Source organism: Bifidobacterium bohemicum DSM 22767, from assembly GCF_000741525.1.
In the GTDB taxonomy this organism is placed as follows: domain Bacteria; phylum Actinomycetota; class Actinomycetes; order Actinomycetales; family Bifidobacteriaceae; genus Bifidobacterium; species Bifidobacterium bohemicum.
The window spans coordinates 31,382-55,921 of record NZ_JGYP01000005.1 but is presented as its reverse complement, the minus strand read 5'-3'; the positions used below and the strand labels follow the sequence as shown (position 1 = coordinate 55,921).

Here is a 24,540-nt window from a genome sequence, read left to right as displayed (position 1 = left end):
ATTTATTGGAATATGGTCTCAGATGTCGCGATAAGGCATCCAATCCCGTGAAAAGCGGGAGCGGACGCGGAACTTGTTCCAAACGCTTTTGATGAAAAGAAAACTATATGCGGGCTAAACGTCCGGCAAGACAAGTGGCCCGCATTGATAGACAACAAGTGAAGCAAGCACTAGCACTGCAAACTTCACGTATTCCAAGAGGAACACAAATCATGGTAGTCATCAAAATCTGGAACAGCAAAGTATTTTCTGATATTGAACTACTACGCCTGCGTTCCATCTTGGCAATTAAGTCAAGTCTCTCTGCCCTTGCTACATACCAACGCTCTGATTTGGGACATTATGTAGCTTCGGCTGAAGACGGTTTGGAAGTCAAGATGTCAATAATAACGATGAGGTATTGCGGTGGTAGTGCCAGTCTGAGTAATGGAAACAGTGGCAATAACGGTGGCGCACATGGAGTGCGCAGAATGAATAAAGGCTGGACAAAGCAGGCTGCGCGAAGCCTTGAGAAGTTTCTTCAAAGCGTCAATCCTTGCGATGTTGGCGGCAGACCGTTTGCGCTGTCGCTGACAATAAAAGCAGAGCTTGATGAGAACGGTATCGCTATGAACATTCCCGATTCGGATATGTTCCATCGTTGGATTAATCAGCTCTTTAAGGGGTGTGCGAGGAATCCTCAAGGCCAACGTGAGGATGTCCTGCTCGCATACGTCTGGCTTCTGGAGTGGCAAGGGAATGGGGAGCCTCACCTGCATGGTGTTGCTTGGTGGCCGGAAGATATACCCGTACAAGATGTTCGGCGTCGTATGGTTGACAGATGGCGCAAAGTGTTAAATGCAGACGACTACGATATGGGCGGCAGTGGCTACGCCATAAAACTGATGCGCGATACGGATTGGTTCTTGTATCTTTCCAAACATGGCAGTATGGGTGTTAATTCGTATCAGCGTTCATACGAGACCATGCCAGAGAGTTGGACTAGGCGTCCTGGGGCGATGTGGGGTCATAGCCAACATTTCCCGTTGGAGGCAGTCTATAAATTTGATTTAGATCATCACGAAGATTCAGATGTGAACGCCGATTCCAGATGTTCCGAGGGAAAAGGATTTTACGTATACAGGCGTCTGGTTTGTGCGTGGGAGCTTTCAAAGCTTCGTTCGGAGAAGCCCGACTCCGGTATAGTCGCTATGCGCCAGTGGAAACGTAATATGGGTTTCTGGAAGCATCGGCGTAAGCATGGGTTGGATCGCAGGAGGACTGCTGAAGAGCAATGGCTTGACCAACCTGTTGAGCCGTCCGATTTTACAGGGCAGAAAAATCTGGATCCATGGGGAGAATCGAGCCAAGCGTTTAATTTATCAGGTAGCCGTCGTGACATTCTTGGTGTTCCTCGGCTGGGCACTCATCTGGGGTCACAGCGTCGAGGTATCTCAGGGTGGATGAGTTCCGAGGCGCAGCGTCAGATATTGCAATATATTGCAGACAATCAGGAACAGATTGGCTGCCGAGTGGCTCAGACTGTCAAAGACACAAATCAGCAGTCCATTCTTATCGGTGTTCCGACTGTAGAGAAGGTGACACGATGATTCCCGAGACCTTGACCATTCCAGAGACTATGGCGGCACTTCACGGTTCGCGGGCTTTCGTTTACAAACTTATCGGTGACGGCACTTTAAAGTCTTACCGTATTCATGGTAAGCGGCTTGTTAACCGTGACTCTTTGGCGAAGTTGTTCCGTTGAATTTTTGTAGTTCCGCTTCGAGTTGGATGAGATGCTTACGTGTTTCATCCAACTCTTTTTCGATATCTTCCCGCGTGCGCTGATGAGGCAGAATCGAAGCCGCAACATTGTTGGCAATTTCTCGTTGTCCCTGCTGGGTCGCTCTTTGATACCGATCGACACTGGTTTTTAGATCGCTATGCCTGCCGTATTTTTGCACTTCTTTAAAACTGGCTCCACTTCGAGCTGCTGTATCGATAGCCGTGGCACGAAGCGTATGAAAATGCAGATCTGGCCTCCCGGCTATTACTTTCGCTTTGTCGAACTGGTTGCGCAAGGTGGTCTGCGAAAGGACATCTCCGGTTTTGGGAGATTCGATGAGCTGTTTATCAGCCGCTCTGCCGTTGATTTGTACGCGCAGCATGCTCACCATTTCTTGTGGAATTGGTTGATCCGCAATGCTAGATGTAGTCTTGGTCGCATCTACATGCAGAGTTCCCTTATCGTCTTTGCCTCTTCTGAGACCATGGCGGACATGGAGGATGAGCTTTTTGAGGTCAACATCTTTGACTTGCAACGCTAGTACTTCGCTAATTCGCAAATCGAATATCGCGGCGATGTACACGCTGATGCGGCTGTATTCGGGCATATTTTCATAAATGATCCTCAGCTCAGCGCTGGTGGCCGTAGGAATCATAGCTTGCTTGCTCGGCGGTATTTTCGGGCTTTTGCCAGTTACTGGAGACTTTGATATGTGGCCCTCCTCAACAGCCCAGTTCATAATTTTCTTTAGCTCCTGCCATGTTCTCAAACGAGGTGTCGGTTGAAGGTTACAATTGTTCTTCCACTCCGTTACCTCTTCGGGGGTGATGTCGGTAAGTGGCTTTTCCCAGAAAGATGCCATACTGAGATGTCGGAGATATTCGTTGATTTTGCGGCGGTAACCGGGTGAGGGTTCACTGCCGTCCTGCTGTCTGAAATTCGAATATTTTTGAGACGCGTACCTTTCTAAAGTCAGAGTCTCTTTTTCAAGATTCTCTCGTTTCTTTTCCTCACGCTCAGTCGGATGTGTCCATGTTTTTCGTCCCGCTTTATCGTCATCGACAAGCTGTTTTTCCTGAGCAAGCCAAGCGTACGCATTGGTTCGATCGGAGAAAGTCCGTTGGACAACTTTGCCAGGAATATGTGGATTCTGGTATCTAGCTCTGAAGCGCTTGCGTTTCTTGTCTTCTATAACGCTGCCCCATGCACCTTTACGCTTTGTCATATAATGATTTTGCCTCGCAGATTGCATGTTGTTAGACAAAAGAACAAATAGTGGACAAGACGTGTGTACCTGCCTGTGTACTTAAAAGGTTGACAGTGGCTGACAATCATAGACAAATATGGAATTACTGTTATGGGTCATTTTCGCTGGTATTTCAAAGAAAGCGGCATGAAAAAAGGTTTCCGGCGAAACGTCGGAAACCTTGCTTGTGGAGCTGATGGTAATCGAAACCACGACCTCTTCGATGCGAACGAAGCGCTCTACCAACTGAGCTACAGCCCCAAAAACATGTGCCGCTTCCAAAGAAGCAACGTTACGTATTCTAGTACGACCTATCCCCAAGCGCAATGTCGGCGAGTTAAACAGGTCAAGATGTGCGGCGATGGAGTCGATTGTGATTGCCTGGTCGTGGTTGTGAAGCACCATGCGGGCTTACGTGTCGGATCAATCGGGGGAGGTGCGATATTAAACGGACGCATCGAGTGGTTTGGGAGGTGACGTCAGGGGGCACGTTCAGTCCGCAGAGAGTTGCCACGCGGAGTCGGTGTATCGAGCGGTTCGCGACTGGCTGGGTGGAAGTTGGAGACGTTGAGTGAGGGCGAAAGTTCCGGATGGGTTGGCGATTGGGAGGGGCGTCGGACGCATCGAGCGATTCGAAGGGCCTGTGTGTCGACGGCAAAAGGTCCGCCTGCGCCGAGTGAATCGAGGGGGCAGAACGTCGTGCATGTCCTGAGCGTATCGAGCGTCGAAACGGTATACCCGCCTCAAGACCATGCGGCTATCATGTTAGCGGTAACATACCTACTATAGGCTACAATACGCATTGAGACCGGGATGCGTTTTCCGGCGAAATAATTTCGTTATGTGTTATACGTTGTACAAAGGAGTGGATGATGGTGTCGTTGAACGATTATGGTCCTGAGGTTCGTGCTGAGGTCAAGCAGGTGCGTGAGGTCGTTTCCTCGCTGCATGAGCAGTTGCTGAAGTGGAACCTTGTGGTATGGACGGCCGGCAACGTCTCCCAGCGGCTGCATACGGCCGATCTCATGGTGATCAAGCCGAGCGGCATGCGGTACGAAAGCCTCACCCCGGAATCGATGGTGGTGTGCGACCTCAACGGCGAGAAGGTGGACGGGCTGGCTGAGCCGAGTTCCGACACCAAGTCCCACGCCTATATCTATCGTAATATGCCCGATGTCTACGGTGTGGTGCACACCCACTCCACCTACGCCACGGCTTGGGCCGCGACGGGGCAGAACATCCCCTGCGGGCTGACCATGATGGGTGACGAGTTCGGCGGCCCCGTGCCGGCCGGCCCGTTCAGGCTCATCGGTTCGGAGGCCATCGGCGAGGGCGTGGTCGAAACGCTCAGGAAGTATCCTCATTCGCCCGCCGTACTGATGCAGAACCATGGGCCTTTCACCATCGGCAAGGACGCCGAGGGTGCGGTGAAGGCGGCCGCGATGACCGAGGAGGTGGCTCACACCATGTGGGCCGCGCGTCAGATAGGCGATATCATCCCGATTTCGGATGAGGACATCGCCAAGCTCAACGACCGCTATCAGAACGTGTACGGCCAGCACTGACTCGGAGCGTTGTGGGACAGATGCAACGAACCGGTGCCGGTCGCCGGTCGATACGGCTGTGAGGGCAAAAGGTGAGCAAAAGGGAAGCGCCGGATCTTTGGGGATCGCGGCACCTCCTGTTCTATGGCTGCATGTTCGGTGCCGGCCTCAGCGGTCCGTCACCACCAGATACGTCATCTCGAGCGGCCCGTGCACGCCGACCACCAGCACCATCTCAATGTCCCCGGTACTTGATGTTCCGGTGATGAAATTGAGGTTGGATGTCGTCAGCTTGCCGGATTTGATCGCCGGATCGTAATAGTCCATCGCCTGGCGCGTGCGTGGCACGATCTTCGACTTGCGAATGATCGACAGATAATTCACCGGCAGGAAATGGAACGCGCGCCCTTGGCCGGGGGTGGTCGGAGCGGTTATCGTGCAGCTTTCGGCGCACAGGAAATCGGCGAAACCGATGGCGGCCTGCGCTTGCGAAGCCGTGGTGATGTTCGTTTCGCGGCTTGCTGCAGGCACCCAATAGGTGGGTTTGGGGTCGAGCCCTTCACGCCAGCTTTCCAGACCGAACTCCGCGAAGTTCTCGTCATCGGTGGGCAGCAGCAGATGCCCCTGTGCTTTCGCCGAGACGAAGGAATCCAAGGCGCCCGGCAATTCGGAGGCGGTGCAGGTCTGGAAGTTCACATGCACGGCGGGGGCGTTCCGGCGGGCGACTTCAAGCAGTTCGTCCTGAGACAGCCCGGACATCGTGGATTCCGGCAGATCGTTGACCGGCACCAGCGGGTGGTCTTTGAGCTGATGCCGTGGCCGTCCGCTTTTCTCGGCCAAATAATCAAGGAATACTTCGCGATCGGTCATTGGTTCAGCCCCTTTCCGCCGTTGGCTGCGTTCGTAGAAGAGGTCGAGGAATCGGCGCGCCCGGCTTGTATCTCCTCGCGTACCATGTCATATACCCGCTTGCCGTAGGTCTCGCCTTCAATGCTGCCCAAAGCGGTGGGCAAGGTGTCGGCGCCCAACGGTTCGGTTTTTTCGTTACCTGCGCGGCGTGCGGAAACGGAATTATCGTAGGTGCCGAAACCATTGGCTTTGGTGGTTCCCGTTTTGCCGACGTTCTTGGATCCCGATGGCGCAGCCCCGCGGGCATTCGGGTTCTTGGCCAGTATGGCCGCCTGCCGCGTGGCGAATTCCTCGGGTGAGCCCTGGGCCTTCTTGCGCTCGGAATACCAGCTGCGGAAGTTCTCGGAATGCTTCGGCGGTTGCGGCAGATCGCGCACCTTGGTCCACCCGCCGAACACCAGAGGCATCCATTCCTCGTGCTTGCCGGTGGTGTTGAGGTTCTGCGCGCTGTCGGGCACGCGCTTGGCGCCTTCCACCCCGTCGGTCACCTTGTGCCCGCGCTTGGCGATCGGGTTGGTGGCCACATGGTCGAATTCGAGCGCCGTGCGGAAGAGCGAGGAATGCCCCATGCCGATGCCCACGACCTTCATGGTCAGCGAGGCGATCGCGTCGGCCAGGTGGTCGTCGTTCATCTCGATCTTGCGGTGTTTCAACAGCAGCTCGTGCAGTGGAATCTTCACTGGGCATGTGGCGGAGCAGGCCGAACACAGGCTGCATGCGTACGGCAGGTCGTGGAAGTCCTCGTAGTCGCCTTGGAGTATCGGAGACAGCACGGCGCCCACGGGCCCCGGGTAGATCGAGCCGTAACCCTTGCCGCCGATATGGCGGTAAATCGGGCAGACGTTAAGGCACGACGCGCAACGAATGCACTGCAGGATCGGCTCGAAGTCGGTGCCCAGCGCGTTGCTGCGCCCGTTGTCGACGATGACCACGTAGAAGTCCTCGGGACCGTCGCTTTCGCCGGAAACCTGCGGGGAGGTGAAGGTGCAGTATGAGGTGAGCTTGCTGCCCACGGCGCTGCGCACGAGCATGTTATCCATAGTCTCGGCCTCTTTGAGGCTGGGCACGATGCGCTCCATGCCCATCACCACGACCTGGGTCGGCGGTATGGCCATGGAGAGGTCGGCATTGCCTTCGTTGGTCACGACGTTGACCATGCCGGTGTCCGCAACCGCGAAATTGCATCCCGTGATGCTCATGTCCGCTTCGAGGAAGCGCTCGCGCAGCACCTTGCGGCTGAACCGCGCCTCATGCTGCGGGTCGTTGTCGCCCTCGTAGCCGAGCTTCTCGTGGAAGACCTTCTGCACGCGGTCGCGGTCCTTATTGATCGCGGGGAACACGAGGTGGGTCGGTTCGTCCCAGTTGTCCTCCTCAAGGATGAACTCGGCAAGATCGGTTTCGGTCACTTGCAGCCCAGGCACCTTCAGCAGCGCCGGGTCCAGCCCGATTTCCGAGGTGACCATCGACTTGCTCTTGACCACATGCTTGACCTGCTTGCGCTTGGCAAGATCGATGATGAAGTCCCGTGCCTCGATGTCCGTTTGGGCGAAGAAGACGTGTCCTCCGCGCTTTTCGACATTGTCGCTGAACTCCTCCAGATAATCCGGCAGATAGCGGATGGTGTGCTGGCGAATCTGCTCGGCGAGGTCGCGCCACCCCTCCCAATTGCCCAGCTCGGCGCGGGCCTTCTCGCGGGAGACCCACTGCGCGTCCTGCGCCTTGGCCACGGCCCGCTGGCCGAAGGTGTCCTTTTCGGACTGCGCCACGCGCTGGTTGAAGGTGCCCTCGTTGCTACGGAGCATGGTGCCGGTTTTGAGTCCGGTGCGCTTAAACATGGTGTCGTCGGTGAACTGTGTCCTGCTCATACCAGCGCCTCCTCCTGCTTGTTGGATCGCGTGAGGTATTCGCGGTCGATTTCGGCCCGTTCCTCCGCGTTGACGTACCGCACGCGGCTCATGTCGACGTTGCTGTTGAGCACCTCCGCCAGGTGCATGATCCTGATGGGTTTGCCGTCGCGGTTGAAACGCCCGCCGATGTTCATCAGGCAGCCGGGGTCGCAGGAGATGAGCACGTCGGCACCGGTGCTTTCGATGTCCTTGACTTTTTCATCCACCATCTGGCGTGAGACCTCGGGGACTTTCATGGAAAACATGCCGCCGAACCCGCAGCAGTTCTCGATATGCGGCAGCGGAGCCACGTTCAGCCCCTTGACGTGCTCCATGAGGATGAACGGGCTTTCGCGCTCGCCAAGGAGCCGGGTCATGTGGCATGAACGGTGATAGGTGGCGTTCGCCTCGAGTTCGGCGCCCGCGTCGAGCACGCCCAGCACCCGGTACATGAACTGGGAGAACTCATAGACCTTACCCGCCAACTCATGCGCCTTCGCTTGGTATTCCGGGTCATCGGCCAAATGGAACTGCAATTCCTTGAGCATGTTCACGCAGGAGCCGGCCGGCCCCACGATGTAGTCCGTGTCCTCGCTCAGCAGCGCATCGACCTCGTTGCGCATGGTCTGCATGGACTCCTTTACGTAACCGCTGTTATACGTGATCTGCCCGCAGCAGATCTGCTGCTTCGGCATATACGTTTCACAACCGAATCTTTCCAGCACTTCAACCATCGCCTTGCCGACATTGGGAAACACTAAATCGACCAGACAGGTGGAGAATATTGTCGCCTTCATACCGCCGCCTCCATGCATTCGTGTATAAAGATAATGTACATATAACGATATACGCAAAATCGAAACAAGCTGTCACGACACGCTCAAATATTCCGGAAATAGTGTCGGCATGTTGTTGTGGATTATGGACGGCGGGAATTTCGGGATGGTGTTCTCATGCTTGCACCATTGACTTCAGGTGTTGTCTGCAAAGGTATCAATGACAGGCGAGTTGCGCGAAAAGTCAGGGATTGTGCGCTGATTGCATATTGGGTCGAAGATTCACAATACCTGATTTCACGGAAGGCGATCGCGATAGGGTGGGTCATGCGGCACTGGTGGGTATTTGGGGATTGTGCAGATGAGGGCGTGTGGAATAAGGCTTTTGGCCGATGTCGGACTAACGTTACACACAAATGGAATGGCATTACAGTCTAAAAACGATTTTTTAGTGCTATTCTGATTGTCGTGACCTCACGTTGCTTTTAAGCAATATGATTCTGGTCTTCCTGATCCCGCGATGCTTCTGATGAGGGTTCTGAAAATCGAGTGTTGCCAGTTCTCGATTACCGGGAAAGCCACGGGTTTGCGCCGACGATTTCGTGCGGCGACCCGTGGCAGCTGATTTCGCGGTGCGGGCTTCGCGAAGTGTGACGGTCGGGGGGGGGCGGTTTGGTGCTGGTTGCGACCTGTCAGAACCGTTGTGAACGGCGATTGCGACTGGCGTTGCCCCTCCGCATCATTCCCGTTATTCCTTTTTGGGCAACTTCGCCTTGAGCAGGCCGATGATGGTCGGCAACAAAGAGATCGCCAGAATCGCCACGATGACCAGTTCGAAGTTCTGCTGCACCACAGGGATGCCACCAAAGAAATATCCCAACAGGGTGAACAGCGTCGACCATATCAGCCCGCCGAGCATCGAGAACGGCGTGAAGCGGCGCCAGCGCATGCCGGAAAGCCCGGAGATGAACGGCATGAACGTGCGGATGAACGGGAAAAAGCGGCCAAGGAAGACGGCCAGCGGTCCCCACTTTTCGATCATGCCTTCGGTTTTCGCCAGGCGCTCGGGCGTCATGGCCTTGACCTTGCCGGATTCGATGATGCGGCGGCCGAAGAAGTGTCCGATGAAGTAATTGCACTGGTCTCCGATGATCGGCGCGAGCCACACCACGGGCAGCAGTGCGAACAGCGGCAGGGCGGATCTGCCGGTTATGGCATCGGGCGCGGCGAAGAAGCCGGCCGCGAACAACAGCGAGTCGCCGGGCAGGAACGGGAAGAACACGACGCCGGTTTCAACGAAGACGATCAGGAAGATGAACGCCAGCGTCGGCGCCACGCCCATCGCGATCCACCCGGCGATGATGGTGCGCGGATCTTTCAACAGCTCGATGATGAACCTGATGAATCCCATGATGCTCGAGTGTCCTATTCTGTCGTTGCGCTTTATGAATGTAATGCAAATGCGCTGTGCTAAAGGTCACTGTACCAGCCGTCCGAGCGTTTGAAACGTATATCAGTCTCTCGTACGGCGAATCTGCACAAAAGCCGCCTTTTCTTCTTGTCCTCCTATCATCGTCTTCCCGTATTCGGACTGGCTTGCGGGCGCGCTCTGGCGTGTCGTTTCGTCGCTACCCGGCACGGAGTAAGCGAGAGCTTCTGACGTCAAGAATGTGGGTCATTTTGGGATTCGGCATGGTGCCGTCGGCACCCTGTTTGTTCTTGCGATTGTGCTCCATTGGCAGTCGGAGACGGGATCTTCGATGAAGAATGGCCGGTGGATCAGATTTTTCGCGCTCATTGTCGTCGTGGGATAGACTGGATTTTGCGATATGAGACTCCAGAAAGGCGCGATAATGAACGCGAACGGCGAACTGACGACACCATCTACCTGACTAGGCATACCCAGACCACCTCCAACGTGATGGGGGTGATGCAGGGCTGGTCCGATTTTCCGGTGACCGACGAGGGCCGAGAGATCATCCGCAGCCTGGGACGCGGTTTGAGGGGCATCACTTTCGTGGCCGCTTATTGCGGCAACCTGTCGCGTCACTACGAAACCGCCAAGGGCGCGCTTGAGAGCTCCGGCAATGGCGGTGTCGTCCTGAGGGTCGACCCGGATCTGCGCGAAGTGAATTTCGGCAGTTTCGAAGGTCGCGACAGTGTCGAGACGTTCAACGCCACCGCACGGTTCCTGGGCTACGACGGGGCTGAAGAGGCCTACGAAAAACTGGGCGGACGCGCCGGTACCGTGATGATCGACGGCATGCACGACCTTGACTTCACTGCGGCCGGCAACCCCAGTCTGCCTGACTCGTTCCGCGCGGAGACCTCGGCACGCGTGCAGGAGCGGATGAGGCGTGCGCTTTCCGCCATCGGACGCACAACCAGCGAGGCCGGCGGCGGCAACGTGCTCGTGGTCAGCTCAGGTTGGAGCATCCAGCAGTTCCTTGCCACCGTGGACGCGCAGATCGGGCGGCTCGACATGGACAACGCGGCGGTCACGAGACTGATTTATCAGGACGGCGATTTTACCATCGACGGCCCGGTCGCCTCCTTGGAATATCGCCAGCGCGGCATGCGGTAAAGGGTTGGCGTCCGCGCCTTTGGTTGTTTCGGTCTTGTGATGAAACGGAAACGAAAGGGTTGTCAGAGTCCGTTTGCTCACAGAAACGTAGGGCGCGTCAGTGTGATGGGGGATACTTGGGGTATGCAGACATGGACTGAAGCTGGAGAAACGGGCGCCGGTATGAGCGGATCCGGGATGGGCGCCGCTGGGCATGGAGCGGAAGCGGGCGCTGACGGGCACGAGGATGGGGCGTGCGACGGTGCTGTACACGATCCTAACGCGGTCCGAGGCGGTTTACGAAATGTGAGTGAAGACGATGCACGAGCGCCCGGGACGGCGGCGGGAGCGATTGCGATTCCGCGCGGCACGGTGGTGCTGGCGGCGACGCCCATCGGCAACATGGGCGACGCTTCGGCGCGGCTGGTGGCCCTGCTTGGACAGGCGGATGTCGTTGCCGCGGAGGACACGCGACGACTCTACGATTTGGCCAACCGGCTTGGGGTTCACGTTTCGGGCCGTGTTGTGGCCAACCATGACCACAATGAGCGGGCCAAGGCGGACGGCCTCTTGGACGAGGTGGAGCGGGGGGCCACGGTACTGGTGGTTTCGGATGCAGGCATGCCCACCATCAATGATCCGGGCATGGCCATCGTGCGCCGCGCGATCGAACGCGGGCTGCCCGTCACCTGCGCGCCGGGGCCAAGCGCGGTGCTGGACGCGCTGGCGCTATCCGGCCTGCCGACGGATCGCTTCTGCTATGAGGGTTTCGTGCCCCGCAAGCACGGCGAGCGCATGCAGCGGTTCCGGGCGCTCAAGGCCGAGCGCCGCACCATCGTTTTCTATGAGACGCTGCATCGTATTGCGGAGACGATGGACGATTTGGCTGGGGTTTTTGGCCCAGACCGCCCGATGGCGCTGTGTCGTGAGCTGACCAAGGATTATGAGGAGGTGCGGCGTGGCGGTATTGACCAGATTCGCGACACGGTGATCGGCAATCCGCCGCGCGGCGAGATGGTGCTGGTTATTGGCGGGGCGTCCGATGAGGAGGCGCTCGCGGTTGAAGTTCACGCGGGCGGTCGGGTGATGGATGTGCCGCAGTTGGCGAGCCTCGCCGTTGAGCGTGCGGAGGCGGAAGGGTTGCGCATCAAGGATGCGATTGCGGAGGTTGTGGATGAGCATCCGTTGCCTGACGGGTCGCTGGTCAACCGCAAGTTGGTGTATGCCGAGACGCTGAAGCTTAAGTAGCGTGTAGCGTGCGAGCGAACTTACTGTTCGTTGCCCATCGTGGCAGCCGTCTGTGGTTTGTGCGAATCCCGAAGAATCCGGATATCGGCAATCGCGCCGTGCGCCGTTTCATGCGTGCGCGGCTTGGGCCTGAGTGATTGTCGTCGTTATTGTCGCATCGTAAGCCGTCCTTTCTTGCCGGTGGGGTGCTCAATCAATGGTTTGCTCAATAGTTTGACGCCTGATCAAAACGCTCGAAACAGTGTTCCACGGACTTGAGCAGCCTTCGTGCCTGCGATGTGTTGGGCCAGTGACGGTTGTTGGCGATGATGTCAAGGCATTCGGACGGATCCACGTGGTACTCCTGGATGAGGCTGCACACCAGTTCGCTGCGTTCGCGACACGGAATCTCCTTGTTCGTTTGCAGGGCGATATCGCAGGTCGTTCTGGTTGGTGAGGTGAGTTTCAATCCGGCGATTTGACTGACGTGCCCCTCCGGCATCTTGCGGTAGATCGTCGTGACGGTTCTGCCGTATATCGGCACGCGGTAGTGCGAGGCTGAAACGACGCTGATGGTGTCGGGAAACGCGCCCGAAAGCCATACCCAGGCCGCTGTTGTCAGGCAGGCCACCGTATTCCGAGGCACGATGTTGCCCATGATCATCCCTCTGCCGAATAGGGTTTCGGAGTATTCCGCGAGGTATCCGTTGACATCGTCGAGCTGATGGACCGCTCCGTACCCGCTGAGACGATTCATGCTCAGCGGACCGGGCAGGTCCCGATTGCCGACCAGCATGGGCGTCAGGTAGTTGCGGCTTTGCGGTCCGGGAGTGGATGCGGACGGTCTTTTCGAAGTCCTCGAGTGTGTTGTTGTAGTAATCATGTTCAGGACGATATCCGCTGGTTCCTAAAGCGCAAAATCGAATCGTGAAGATTGTGGATAAGTGGACAACTTGTTTCGGTCTTCGAAAAGTGTGGACGACACTGTCAACAACTGACTTCCGAGCCTGTGTTGATTCGTCTCGTTGCGCCTTCGTCGATGGCGCTGTCCCCGTAAGGCCCAATAATCTATAGCTATGACACATATTTTGGTGAACGTAGCATGGCCGTACGCCAACGGCCCACGCCATATCGGCCACGTCGCGGGCTTTGGCGTACCCTCCGACGTCTATGCGCGGTATGAGCGCATGAAGGGCAACGATGTCCTGATGGTTTCGGGCACCGACGAGCACGGAACGCCGATTCTCGTTGAGGCGGATAAAGAGGGGGTCAAGCCGCAGGAACTTGCGAACCGGTACAACCGCGTCATCGTCAAGGACCTTGCCGATCTGGGCTTGAGCTACGACCTGTTCACCCGCACCACCACGGGCAATCACGAGCATGTCGTGCAGGAGCTGTTCAAGCAGTGCCTCGACAACGGATATATCTACAAAGGCACCCAGAAGGTCGCGATTTCGCCTTCCACCGGCCGTACCCTGCCTGACCGCTACATTGAAGGCACCTGCCCAATCTGTGGTGCGGACGGCGCTCGCGGCGACCAGTGCGACAATTGCGGTCGCGAGCTTGACCCGGACGAGTTGATTCATCCTGTTTCCAAGATCAACGGTGAGACGCCGCGCTTCGAGCTTACCGAGCATTTCTTCCTCGATCTGCCGGCTCTGGCCGAGGCGAATCTTGCGTGGCTCAAGACCCGGCAGGGCTGGCGCACGAACGTCATCAACTTCTCGATCGGCCTGTTCAAAGAGGTCAAGCCCCGCGCCATCACGCGCGACATCGACTGGGGTATTCCCGTGCCGGTGGATGGTTGGATCGACAATCCCAACAAGAAGCTCTACGTGTGGTTCGATGCGGTGATCGGCTATCTCTCGGCTTCGATCGAATGGGCTCGGCGCAAGGGCGATCCCGAGGCGTGGAAGGCCTGGTGGAACGACCCCGAGGCTCCTGGGTACTACTTCATGGGCAAGGACAACATCACCTTCCATTCGCAGATCTGGCCTTCCGAGCTGTTGGCCTACAACGGGCAGGGGTCCAAAGGTGGCCAGCCGGGGGAGTACGGAGAACTCAACCTTCCGCAGGAGGTCGTGGCTAGCGAGTTCATGACCATGGAAGGTAAGAAATTCAGTTCTTCCCGTGGCATCGTCATCTACGTCAAAGACATCTTGGCAAGGTATCCCGTGGATGCCGTAAGATATTACATTTCTGTGGCCGGTCCTGAAACCTCAGACGCCGATTTCACCTGGTCGGAATTCGTGCGGCATAACAATGAGGAGCTCGCGGCCAGTTGGGGCAATCTGGTCAACCGTGTGGCGAACCTGATATACAAGAACTTCGGTGTGGTCCCTGATCTTAATGAGGACTCGATGACCCCGGAAGACAAGGCCCTTCTTGAGGAGACCGCCGCGGCCTTCGATGTGGTCGGTGGACTGATCGAGCATCATCACCAGAAGAACGCGTTGAACGAGGCCATGAAGGTCGTGGGCGATATCAACAAGTACATTTCCGCGGTCGAGCCTTGGAAGATCAAGGACGACGAAAAACGCCTCGGCGCGGTCCTCCATACCTGCGCCCAAGCTGTTTTGGACGCGAACCATTTGCTGGCGCCGTTCCTGCCACATTCTGCACAGAAGGTTTGGGAGGCCCTTGGCGGCACCGGCACCTTCTCTCCGATGCCTCGCGTCGAAGAGGTCGAGGATCTGGATAAGCCGGGGTTCAAGTATCCCATCATCACCGGTGACTATCAGCTGGGTGAGAACGTACACCCTTGGAGGAGCGAGACTCTGGTCGCAGGTGTTCCTGTCCCTAAGCCTCAGCCGATTTTCGCGAAAATCCCCGAAGAGGCCATCACGGAGGAGCTTGAACGCTTCGAGGCTGATCTGCAGTCGCGCAAGGACGAGGAAGCCAAACGATTCAAGGAGGCGAAAGCCAGACTCGAAGAACGCGGCGAGGAACAGTAGCCCCGAATCGGAGCTTTAGATCCGACATCCACTCACTTTTTGCGATACGGATTCGTCCGCCATTAAGTCGGGTTCGCTTTATGGAACACGCCCCAAGTCTGACGCCACCTGTCGATGACTTGGGGCGTTTCATCAATGAACGACGTGGATATACCGTTCGGCATGCACGTCGATTGGTTGTTGAGCGGGGCTTGAACGGCTGCTGATTGGCGGGGCACGATTGTCGGTTTCTGACTTCCATGTCGCATGAGGCTCTTCCGCTTGCATGCGGGGCCGTCACGATGCCGAGTCGTCGGGTGCTGAAACCCGTGTTGCCGACTATGGCATCCGGAGCCTAACTTCCCGACATCGGCTGTGACGATTGGCGGGGCTGGTGCTGTTTGTGGTAATCGGTCCGGGGTCTTAGCGACAAGGCCATGCACGCGGCGAAATATCGTCATGATAAGCACTTTTCCAATACCTTCACATACTTCACAGATACCTTTGAGATTTGCCTATCCCTCCTCCAAGGTAAGTGGGGTTATATGGACATTGTCAGCAGGTAACAGAGCTGGTGTGGTTCTTGATAAAGGGCCTCATAACTGAATCTTCTCTCTTCTCTCTTACCCGGCGGCCTCGGTCGCCGGGTTTCTCATTTCTCTGCCGTCGCATTCGTTGCCGGACCCCATCAAGCTTTCCGACATGCGTCCATTTATTGAGTAGGCGTTTGCATAATTCCTCACCGCGCGCGACAATGGGACAACAGCGTTGGGGTCGGCTGAAACAGGAAATGCCGGCGTCTTCGTTTTTCGGCGTGATTATCGACCACGTAGACCGATTGGATAGGAGAGATATGAAGAAGAAAGCTTTGGCCTTCGCGGCCGTGGCGTGCTCCGCGGCCATGCTGCTCAGTGCTTGCGGCGGTTCGAACGGGTCTTCCAAAGGCGCTTCCGGCAACGGTGGCAAGGACATCGTTTCCATCGTCAACTCAGAGCCGCAGAATCCCTTGATCCCCGGCAACACCAACGAGACGGGCGGCGGGAAGGTTCTGCGCGCCATCTTCTCGCAGCTGGTGCGTTTCGATGAAAAGGGCAATGCGGTCAACGATCAGGCTGAATCCATCAAGCCGAACGCGGATGGAACGCAATATACGATCAAGCTCAAGTCGGGGCTGAAGTTTAGCGACGGCACTCCGATCAAGGCCGAGAACTATACCAAGGCATGGAGCTATGTGGCCAATGTGAAGAACGCCCAGAAGTGCTCAGCCTTCCTCTCCACGATCAAGGGCTTCGACGATCTGCAGAAGGCCGATAGCCTCAAGGGCACCGAACAGCTTTCGGGCCTCAAGGTCGTGGACGACAAAACCTTCACCGTTGACCTGGATGCGCCGGACGCGACCTTCCCGATCAAGGTCGGTTATTCCGCTTTCACGCCTCTGCCTGATTCGTTCTACAAGGATCCGAAGGCCTTCGGCAACAAGCCCGTTGGAAACGGCCCCTACAAGTTCGAGTCCTGGACCCACGGCCAAGACATCATGGTCGTGAAGAACCCTAATTACACGGGTGAGGACAAGCCGGCCAACGATGGCGTCGATTTCAAGGTCTACACCAAGATGGACGCCGCCTACGCCGATGTGCAGGCCGGTAACCTCGACGCTCTCGACAGCGTGCCGCAGTCGGCCCTGAAGACCTTTGAGAAGGATTCGAGCCTCCAGGCGTACAACAAGCCCGGTTCCGTCATCCAACAGTTCACGATTCCCGCGAAAACCCCTCACTTCGAGGCGGGTACCGAAGAGGGCACGCTGCGTCGTCAGGCCATCTCCATGGGCATCGACCGTGAAGGCATCATCAAGAAGGTGCTCTTCGGCGTGGGCACTCCCGCCAAGCAATTCACAGCTCCGGGCATCCCCGGCTACTCGGACAGCATCAAGGGTGTGGAGAACCTCTCCTACAACCCGAAGAAGGCCAAGGAACTGTGGGAGAAGGCCGACTCGATCAGCAAGGACACCGAGAAGCTCTCATTGTCTTACAATGCTGACGGTGACGGCAAGCCCGTATTCGACGCGATTGTCAACTCGATCAACAACTCCATCGGCTCCGAAGTGACCGAAGCCAACCCGATGCCGACGTTCAATGAGTTCCGTACCGCGATTTCCAACCGCAAGATCAAGGGCGCCTACCGCTCCGGTTGGCAGCCCGACTATCCTTCGGCCGAGAACTACCTGGTGCAGAACTTCGCCTCCTCGGCCGCTGACGGCAAGGGTTCGAACGACGGTGACTACAAGAACCCGAAGTTTGATGCGTTGCTCGCCGAGGCTTACAAGGCCAAGTCCGTGGATGAGGCCAACAAGCTCTACCAGCAGTCTCAGGAGATTCTCCTGAACGACCTGCCCGCCATCCCGCTCTACTACCGTGCGAATGATGGGGTAGCTTCGAAGAACGTCAAGGGCTTCTCGATCGATTGGCAGTCCTTTGGGACCTTCGTCAAGATGCACCACTGAGAATGCACCAGTGAGATTCTGGCGTTCTGGTGATTGCGCGGTGTGGGCATACGCCTAGTAGCCTGCGATTCACTGGAAGCAAAGGGCATAAGGGGACGGGCCGCCATGCGGTCCGTCCTCTTCGTGTATCTAGATCGACCTGCGCATGGGGGTGAAATCCCGTCGACGGTGGATGGGCGGCCGAAGAGGTGTGGTTTGGATGGGTGGTGCGACGGCCGTACCCTGCGGCGAACGCGGCATGGGGCACAAGGAACGGCATAAGGAACAAGGTCTCGTGCGGAGGCGCGGTTGCACGGCTATTTGCGTCGAGGGATGCCGTGATGCGGCCCGCCGCCTGCGGTTTTCCGTGATTTTTTTTTCGGTGCGCTTTCAAAGTGTGAGATGCGTTGTGCATAAATGCGTTACCGCGCATATCGTCGTTGGTGTGGGGTTGAGACGATTCGTTCCGATGCCACGATCCAGAGGGCGGTAGGGAGGAGAGAATATGGGAATACGCACTTCGAAGAAAACGATGGTCGCCTTTTTGGCGACGATGGCGGTTACGGCGGGGACGTTGGCGGGCTGCGGTGGATCCGGTTCCGCGTCGAAGGCTTCGGGCGGCGGCGATAATGTCATCACGGTGTTCGACAGCGAGCCGCAGAATCCGTTGATTCCCGGCAATACCAATGAAACGGGCGGCTCTCGACCGGGCTCGCAGATTTTCGCGGAGTTGGTATCGTTCGATTCAAATGGCAAGGCCCAGAACGAAGTGGCGCAGTCGATCACGCCGAACTCCGATTCGACGCAATATAGCATAAAGCTCAAGCCGGGCTGGAAGTTCTCGGACGGCACACCGGTGACCGCGCAATCCTTCACCCGTGCATGGAGCTACGTCGCCAATGTGAAGAACGTCCAGAAGTGCGCGTCGTTCTTCTCGACCATCAAGGGTTATGACGACCTGCAGCAGAAAGGGCTGAACGGCACCGAGCAACTGTCCGGTCTGAAAGTCCTTGATGACACCACCTTCACCGTCGATATGTCGAAGCCCGATTCGATCTTCCCGGTGAAGGTGGGCTACATGGCATTTGCGCCGCTGCCTGATTCGTTCTACAAAGACCCGAAGGCCTTCGGCGACAAGCCTGTGGGCAACGGGCCGTACAAGCTGGCCGAATGGTCGCACGGACAGGAGATCAGGCTGGTGCGGAACGGTTACTACCACGGCAATGTCAAGCCCCGGAACCAAGGCATCACCTTCAGGATCTACACCAAGGTCGATGCCGCCTACGCCGATGTGCAGGGAGGCAACCTCGATGTGATGGACACGGTACCGCCGGCCGATACCAAGAGCTTCATGAGCGATCCGACCGTTGTGGCTTATAACAAGCCGGGTTCGATCATCCAAATGTTCTCCATTCCCTCGAACCTTGAGCATTTCAAGTCCGGCACCGAGGAGGGCACGCTGCGTCGTCAGGCCGTCTCCATGTCCATCGACCGTAAGTCGATCGTCACCAAGGTCCTGAACGGGACCGGCACCCAGCCCGTTGATTTCACCTCGCCCAAAACGCCGGGCTTCTCCGAGAACCTCAAGGGCAAGGAAAATCTGGTCTACAATCCGTCGAAGGCCAAGGAGCTGTGGGAGAAGGCGGACGCGATCAGCAAGGACGTCGATCCGTTCGCCATCTCCTACAACGCGGACGGCGGCAACAAGCCGATTTATGATGCCATCGTCAACTCGATCAAGAACACCTTGGGCATCAAAGTGAGCGCCGATCCGGTGCCGACCTTCCAGGAGTTCCGCAATTTGGTGGATAAGCGGCAGATCAAGGGCGGCTTCCGTTCCGGATGGACGCCCGACTATCCTTCGGCGGAGGACTATCTGTTCCAATGCTATGATTCCGAGGCCGGACATGGCAACGGCGCGAACGATGGGGATTATTCGAATTCCCGGTTTGATGAGCTTATGACCCAGGCGTATGCCGCTCCTTCCACGGATGCCGCGAACGTGATTTACGGTCAGGCCCAGGAGATCCTGCTCAACGATCTTCCCGCCATCCCGCTTTACTATGACAATGCGCACGGTGTGGCCATGAAGGGGGTTAAAGGCTTCCAAATGGACTGGCAAAATCAATCGGTATACAGCGAACTGCATAAGTAGTTCCCGTTTGCGTTGAAAGAAACGGTGGATCGTGCGTGATTGTCACGTACGGTCCTTGCCTTCTTTGGCGGTGGCGCAACGTTTCCCGCATGGCGCCTAATGATCCGCCTTGGCAGGCCGATGCGGAGCCCGTACTCATATTATGCTCATAAAGTACTGCATTACAACATATTTGACGTGCGCGCGAGTTAAACTGGAGTTCATATGTTCTGGCCGGCTTTTTCCTTTAGGTCTTGCTAGCCTCGATTTGACAATAAGGAGCAACCGATGGGCAAGTATCTTCTGCGCCGTATTTTGCAGATGATTCCCGTGGTTCTTGGTACGACGCTGTTGGTGTATGCGCTCGTCTTCGCGCTTCCCGGTGATCCGGTGAAGGCCATGTTTGGAGACAAGCCGATCAACCAGGCGGTCGCGGCACAGATCCGTGCGGAATACAACCTCGATAAGCCGTTCATCATTCAGTACCTGCTGTTTCTCAAGAATGCGCTGACGCTGAACTTCGGCAATACGTTCGCGGGGCAACCGGTGATCGATGAGATAGCCCGCGCCTTCCCGGTCACCATCAAGCTCGGTCTGATGGCGTTCGTGTTCGAGGCTCTGTTCGGCGTGGTGTTCGGCATCATCTCAGGACTGAAGAAGGGCAAGTGGTATGACGCCGTCATTCTGATTGTCTCCTTGCTTCTGATCTCCGTGCCGACCTTCGTCACCGGTTTCCTGATGCAGTACTTCATTGGCGTCAAATGGCACCTTCTGCCGGTCACCGCGGGCAACGACCCCGGTTTCCTTGATCTGTTGATGCCGGCGATGGTGCTTGGATCCGTTTCCATGGCGTACATCATCAGACTCTCGCGTTCCGAGATATCCTCCAACATCTCCGAGGACTATGTGCGTACCGCGCGCGCCAAGGGCATGACGAACCGCTCCGTGATCGTCCGCCATGTGCTACGCAACTCGATGATTCCCGTGATCACCTATCTCGGTCAGGATCTGGGCGCCCTGATGGGCGGTGCGATGATTTCCGAGACGATCTTCAACATTCACGGCATCGGCTTCCTTACTTACCAGAGCATCCTCAAGGGTGAGAGCAACATGGTCGTCTCCATTGTCACCTTGCTCACCTTGATTTTCGTGGTATGCAATCTCGTGGTCGATATGCTCTATGCGGTGCTTGATCCGCGAATCCGGTACGCGTGAGAGGGGAGGCTGAGACGAATATGAGTGACAAAAACCATCAGGATGACGATATGACAGATTTCGCAATGAACGAGACTTCGCGGTCGAGCGTAACCTCTGGGACGGGGACGGTGCTGCCGGGGCAGGAACGGTATGTGGCCTCTCTCGACGAGACCCCTTTGCATGAAGTCGATTCGATGGATGAATCGGCTCCGGCCAGTAACATGTGGACCGATGCATGGCGTACGTTGCGGCGTAATCCGTTGTTCATCGTGGCAGGCGTGCTGATTGTCTTCATCGTCTTCGTGGCGTTGTTCCCCGGGGTCTTCACCCATCAGAACCCGAACTATTGCCAGCTTGAGCATTCCCTTGAAAAGGGCGGTCCAGGTCATCCCTTCGGCTACGACACGCAGGGTTGCGACGTGTTCACCCGCACGGTGTATGGCACGCGCACGTCGCTTTCCGTCGGCCTGCTCACCACCTTGCTTGTAGTGATCGTGGGCACGCTCATCGGCGGGCTGGCCGGGTTCTTCGGCGGCTGGATCGACGCCGTGCTTAGCCGGTTCACCGATATCTTCATGGCCATCCCCATGCTTCTTGGCGCCATCGTGGTTCTGCAGATGTTCCGCACCTCCAGTTCGATTTGGAAGATTGTACTGGTGCTGACGCTATTCGGCTGGACGCAGACCGCCCGTATCGCCCGAAGTTCGGTGCTGGAGACGAAGAACCTCGAGTTCAACACGGCCTCCACCGCATTGGGCTCGACGCCGTTGCGTAACCTGGTACGGCATATCCTGCCGAATTCGGTCGCTTCGATCATCGTGGTGGGCACGACCTCACTCGGCTCATACATCGTCTCCGAGGCCACCCTGAGCTTCCTTGGCATCGGTCTGCCGAGCACCACCGTCAGCTGGGGCGGTGACATCTCGAACGCGCAGGCCATTCTGCGCACGGATCCCTCGGTGCTCTTCTACCCGTCCGCAGCCTTGGCCATCACCGTCCTTGCCTTCATCATGATGGGCGATGCCGTGAAGGACGCGTTGGATCCGAAGAGCCGCACGGCGTGAACTTGAGGAGCGAATAATGAGTGACGTAGCGAATAACGATATTGTGAACAACGCCGATGCCCCCGTCTTACCGGCGGAGACTGAAGACAGGCTGTCGGCGATGCAGCGTGAGCAGGGGCCGATCCTCGATGTCAAGGATCTCAAGGTCGATTTCATCACCGACGACAAGCGCGAGGTGCATGCCGTGCGTGACGTGTCGTTCAATGTATATCCCGGCCAGTGGGTGGCGATTGTGGGCGAGTCCGGTTCGGGCAAGTCCACCTCGGCCATGGCTGTCCTCGGGCTGCTGCCGGGGACGGGGCATGTCGTGGGCGGCTCCATCAAGCTCGAGGGCAAGGAGATTTCACACTACAGCCGTAAGCAATATGAGCAGATTCTCGGTGAGAAGATGGGGCTGGTTCCCCAAGACCCGATGAGCAACCTGAACCCCGTGTGGCGCATCTCCACGCAGGTCAAGGAAGCGCTCAAAGCCAACCACATGGACATCAGCCACGAGAAGCGTTCCAAACTAGCTGCGGCCATAGCCGAAGCCGAAGGCGACATCAATCTCAAGAACGTCGATGACGAGACGTTCCTGGGGTCGAAGGAACTGCCGGGACTGCTCGAGGCCGCTGCCACGGCGTTGGACAAGGCCGGTGTGCGTGACGGGGCAGCCGAACGGGCCATGGCCCGCTTCAAGCAGGAGGGGGTGCCCGGTTCGGAGACCCGTTGGCGCGTGGCCGAAGAGCTCATCAAAGCCGGTGTGGGGGACGACGAGGCTTGGCGTATCGCCAAGAAGTACGTGATTGGCAGCACCATGGACGACCGCATCGCGGGTCTTCTGGACGAGGCCGGTCTGCCCGATGCCGCTACTCGCGCACGCCAGTATCCGTACGAGTTCTCCGGAGGCATGTTGCAGCGTGCCCTCATCGCCATTGGCCTGGCATGCCGTCCCGATCTGCTGATCGCGGACGAGCCCACCAGCGCACTCGACGTGACGGTGCAGAAGAAGATCCTTGACCATCTGCACACTTTGACCGACGAGCTTGGTACGGCGGTGCTCTTCATCACCCACGATCTCGGCCTCGCCGCCGAACGTGCACAGCACATCGTCGTGATGTACAAAGGCCAGGTCGTGGAGTCGGGGCCGTCGCTTGAGGTCTTGCAGCACCCGCAGCACCCTTACACCAAGCGTCTGGTCGCCGCGGCGCCGTCCCTGGCGTCACAGCGCATCATTTCCGCCCACGAACGTGGCGAGAATGCTGAAGCGTTGATGGAGCACCACGCCAAAGGCGAGGATACGCTCGAAAAAAGCGAGCACATCATCACCGTGAACCACCTGACCCGCGAGTTCAAGCTACCGCGTAAGAAGGAGATGTTCAAGGCGGTCGATGACGTGTCGTTCTCCGTCAAACGCGGCACGACACTGGCGATCGTGGGCGAGTCCGGTTCGGGCAAGTCCACCGTGGCCAACATGGTGTTGAAGCTTTTGGAGCCCACGAGTGGCACGGTCACTTACGAAGGCGAGGATATCTCCGGTTTCAAGGGAGCGAAGTTACTTGACTTCCGCAGGCATGTGCAACCCGTCTTCCAGAACCCGTATGGTTCGCTCGACCCGATGTACTCCATTTATCGGTCGATCGAGGAACCGTTGCGCATCCATGGAATCGGTGACGCCAAGAGCCGTCGCAAGCGTGTCGAGGAGCTTCTGGACTTGGTGAAAATGCCGCGCTCCGTGATGCAACGCTATCCGAACGAGCTTTCCGGTGGCCAGCGTCAGCGTATCGCCGTTGCGAGGGCCATGGCGCTCGATCCGGACGTCATTGTCTGTGATGAGGCTGTCTCGGCCTTGGATGTGCTGGTGCAGGATCAGGTTTTGCGCCTGCTCAACGATCTGCAGGCCGAACGCGGGTTGAGCTACCTGTTCATCACCCATGATCTGGCTGTTGTGCGCCAGATTGCGGATGAGGTGGTTGTGATGCAGAAGGGTCGGCTCGTGGAGCATGCCACCACCGACGAGGTCTTCGATCATCCGCAGCAGCAGTACACGCGTGACCTGCTTGACGCCATTCCCGGTGGCAAGCTTAAGTTGGGACTTGACTGACAGCCATAGTCGTCTACAATTTCTGAAATTCGAAACGCCGCTGAGATTCGTGTGGGTCTTCGCGGCGTTTCGGTTTTGGCCTCTAATTTCTCATACCCTCGGTATTTAGTCCTCGTAAGGCACGGTGAGATACGGCTCAACCGCCGATTTAAGCCGCTCGAGGACGTCAACGCTGCCGGGCTCGTAGACCCACTGAATCTGCAGCCCGTCCATCATCGGCGCCATGAGATCCTCCGCGAGTCGGTCGGCGTCGATGTTGTTGCGCAGGTAGCCGTCGCTCCGCATCTGAGCGAACGGTTCCTTCACCTTTTCTCGCCCGTACGCACATCGGCGCGCAAAGTACTTGTGCCCCGGGATGGTCCGTCGCGGGTGCGCGCTCCTGCGTAAGAAGTTCGTACTCGCCCTGTTCGACCATCCGTTCAGCGACGGCCTGGACTACCAGTGGTGGGCTTTCCGTTGATATAGAAATGTCGCTCGTGGTGCCGTTGAAGCGTCACCGCGACGCGTATCATGCCGGCAATGTATAACGTCCGGTGGCTCGCGCTTTCATCGGCTATGTGACCGGTCTCCAGTGTCGGGTCCATAGCTATTCTTTGCCTGTTTTGCTTCCCCTTTGCTTTGAAAATCAAAAAAGAAGCAAATGGCAGGCAAAAGAAATTTTCGTTGGAATTGCGCCATTTTGAACCATTCTCACACTCGAAAAACGTCAACGAGGCAAAAGAAAATCGCCAACC

General features: G+C 57.2%; 18 protein-coding genes and 1 tRNA gene. 11 read left to right on the top strand and 8 right to left on the bottom strand.

The genetic code is table 11. The annotated features are described in order from the left end of the window. The first annotated feature begins 107 nt into the window (after positions 1-107). Positions 108-1,589, top strand: coding sequence for a rolling circle replication-associated protein (locus BBOH_RS07185; protein ID WP_143242502.1), 1,482 nt, complete (start codon positions 108-110; stop codon positions 1,587-1,589). After that, positions 1,586-1,744: a helix-turn-helix domain-containing protein gene (locus BBOH_RS09615; protein WP_420305215.1), complete on the top strand. Its 159-nt coding sequence runs from the start codon at positions 1,586-1,588 to the stop codon at positions 1,742-1,744. Before BBOH_RS07185 ends, BBOH_RS09615 begins: the two co-directional genes overlap by 4 nt. Here the strand turns inward: BBOH_RS09615 and BBOH_RS07180 are convergent. Continuing rightward, positions 1,710-2,990: a tyrosine-type recombinase/integrase gene (locus tag BBOH_RS07180; RefSeq protein ID WP_033522475.1), complete on the bottom strand. Its 1,281-nt coding sequence runs from the start codon at positions 2,988-2,990 to the stop codon at positions 1,710-1,712. The genes BBOH_RS09615 and BBOH_RS07180 overlap by 35 nt on opposite strands. 209 nt (positions 2,991-3,199) lie before the next feature. Beyond that, positions 3,200-3,272, bottom strand: a tRNA-Ala gene (locus tag BBOH_RS07175). 611 nt (positions 3,273-3,883) lie between these two features. Between BBOH_RS07175 and BBOH_RS07170 the strand changes: the two genes are divergently transcribed. Continuing rightward, the gene (locus BBOH_RS07170) at positions 3,884-4,576 is read left to right on the top strand and encodes an L-ribulose-5-phosphate 4-epimerase (protein WP_033522514.1); all 693 of its coding nucleotides are present in this window, start codon (positions 3,884-3,886) and stop codon (positions 4,574-4,576) included. 147 nt (positions 4,577-4,723) lie between these two features. On the opposite strand, the gene BBOH_RS07165 is transcribed toward BBOH_RS07170, so the two are convergent. The 4 genes from BBOH_RS07165 to BBOH_RS07145 form a co-directional block, all read right to left on the bottom strand. Next, on the bottom strand, positions 4,724-5,425 hold the full coding sequence (locus tag BBOH_RS07165) for a LutC/YkgG family protein (protein ID WP_033522473.1): 702 nt from the start codon (positions 5,423-5,425) through the stop codon (positions 4,724-4,726). Continuing rightward, the gene (locus BBOH_RS07160; RefSeq protein ID WP_237743179.1) at positions 5,422-7,329 is read right to left on the bottom strand and encodes a LutB/LldF family L-lactate oxidation iron-sulfur protein; all 1,908 of its coding nucleotides are present in this window, start codon (positions 7,327-7,329) and stop codon (positions 5,422-5,424) included. Before BBOH_RS07160 ends, BBOH_RS07165 begins: the two co-directional genes overlap by 4 nt. After that, positions 7,326-8,147 carry a (Fe-S)-binding protein gene (locus tag BBOH_RS07155; protein ID WP_081930415.1) on the bottom strand — a complete coding sequence of 274 codons (822 nt, stop codon included), beginning with the start codon at positions 8,145-8,147 and terminating at the stop codon, positions 7,326-7,328. Before BBOH_RS07155 ends, BBOH_RS07160 begins: the two co-directional genes overlap by 4 nt. 727 nt (positions 8,148-8,874) lie before the next feature. Then, the gene (locus BBOH_RS07145; RefSeq protein ID WP_033522469.1) at positions 8,875-9,537 is read right to left on the bottom strand and encodes a VTT domain-containing protein; all 663 of its coding nucleotides are present in this window, start codon (positions 9,535-9,537) and stop codon (positions 8,875-8,877) included. Between the two features lie 411 nt (positions 9,538-9,948). Between BBOH_RS07145 and BBOH_RS07140 the strand changes: the two genes are divergently transcribed. Together BBOH_RS07140 and rsmI are read left to right on the top strand one after the other, a co-directional pair. Next, positions 9,949-10,710: a histidine phosphatase family protein gene (locus BBOH_RS07140; RefSeq protein WP_156097533.1), complete on the top strand. Its 762-nt coding sequence runs from the start codon at positions 9,949-9,951 to the stop codon at positions 10,708-10,710. Between the two features lie 162 nt (positions 10,711-10,872). Then, positions 10,873-11,937 (top strand): 16S rRNA (cytidine(1402)-2'-O)-methyltransferase, encoded by a 1,065-nt coding sequence (rsmI, locus tag BBOH_RS07135; RefSeq protein ID WP_237743178.1) that lies wholly within the window; start codon positions 10,873-10,875, stop codon positions 11,935-11,937. Between the two features lie 205 nt (positions 11,938-12,142). Here rsmI and BBOH_RS07130 read toward each other — a convergent pair whose 3' ends face one another. Beyond that, on the bottom strand, positions 12,143-12,799 hold the full coding sequence (locus BBOH_RS07130) for a hypothetical protein (RefSeq protein WP_143242506.1): 657 nt from the start codon (positions 12,797-12,799) through the stop codon (positions 12,143-12,145). 193 nt (positions 12,800-12,992) lie between these two features. On the opposite strand from BBOH_RS07130, the gene metG reads away from it, so the two are divergent. From metG to BBOH_RS07100, 6 genes are all read left to right on the top strand, one after another. Then, on the top strand, positions 12,993-14,870 hold the full coding sequence (gene metG, locus BBOH_RS07125; protein ID WP_033522465.1) for a methionine--tRNA ligase: 1,878 nt from the start codon (positions 12,993-12,995) through the stop codon (positions 14,868-14,870). Positions 14,871-15,702: 832 nt separating this feature from the next. Then, positions 15,703-17,349: a peptide ABC transporter substrate-binding protein gene (locus BBOH_RS07120; RefSeq protein WP_033522504.1), complete on the top strand. Its 1,647-nt coding sequence runs from the start codon at positions 15,703-15,705 to the stop codon at positions 17,347-17,349. Positions 17,350-17,860: 511 nt separating this feature from the next. Beyond that, positions 17,861-19,483, top strand: a complete 1,623-nt coding sequence (locus tag BBOH_RS07115; RefSeq protein ID WP_044098314.1) for a peptide ABC transporter substrate-binding protein — start codon at positions 17,861-17,863, stop codon at positions 19,481-19,483. 267 nt (positions 19,484-19,750) lie between these two features. Further along, positions 19,751-20,677 (top strand): ABC transporter permease, encoded by a 927-nt coding sequence (locus BBOH_RS07110; RefSeq protein ID WP_033522461.1) that lies wholly within the window; start codon positions 19,751-19,753, stop codon positions 20,675-20,677. Positions 20,678-20,727: 50 nt separating this feature from the next. Then, complete coding sequence (locus tag BBOH_RS07105) at positions 20,728-21,723, top strand: ABC transporter permease (RefSeq protein WP_033522503.1); 996 nt, start codon at positions 20,728-20,730, stop codon at positions 21,721-21,723. Between the two features lie 100 nt (positions 21,724-21,823). Beyond that, positions 21,824-23,806: a dipeptide ABC transporter ATP-binding protein gene (locus BBOH_RS07100; protein ID WP_044098313.1), complete on the top strand. Its 1,983-nt coding sequence runs from the start codon at positions 21,824-21,826 to the stop codon at positions 23,804-23,806. A 105-nt stretch (positions 23,807-23,911) separates the two neighbouring features. Here BBOH_RS07100 and BBOH_RS07095 read toward each other — a convergent pair whose 3' ends face one another. Beyond that, on the bottom strand, positions 23,912-24,091 hold the full coding sequence (locus BBOH_RS07095; protein ID WP_052118242.1) for a TetR family transcriptional regulator C-terminal domain-containing protein: 180 nt from the start codon (positions 24,089-24,091) through the stop codon (positions 23,912-23,914). Positions 24,092-24,540: the final 449 nt, after the last annotated feature.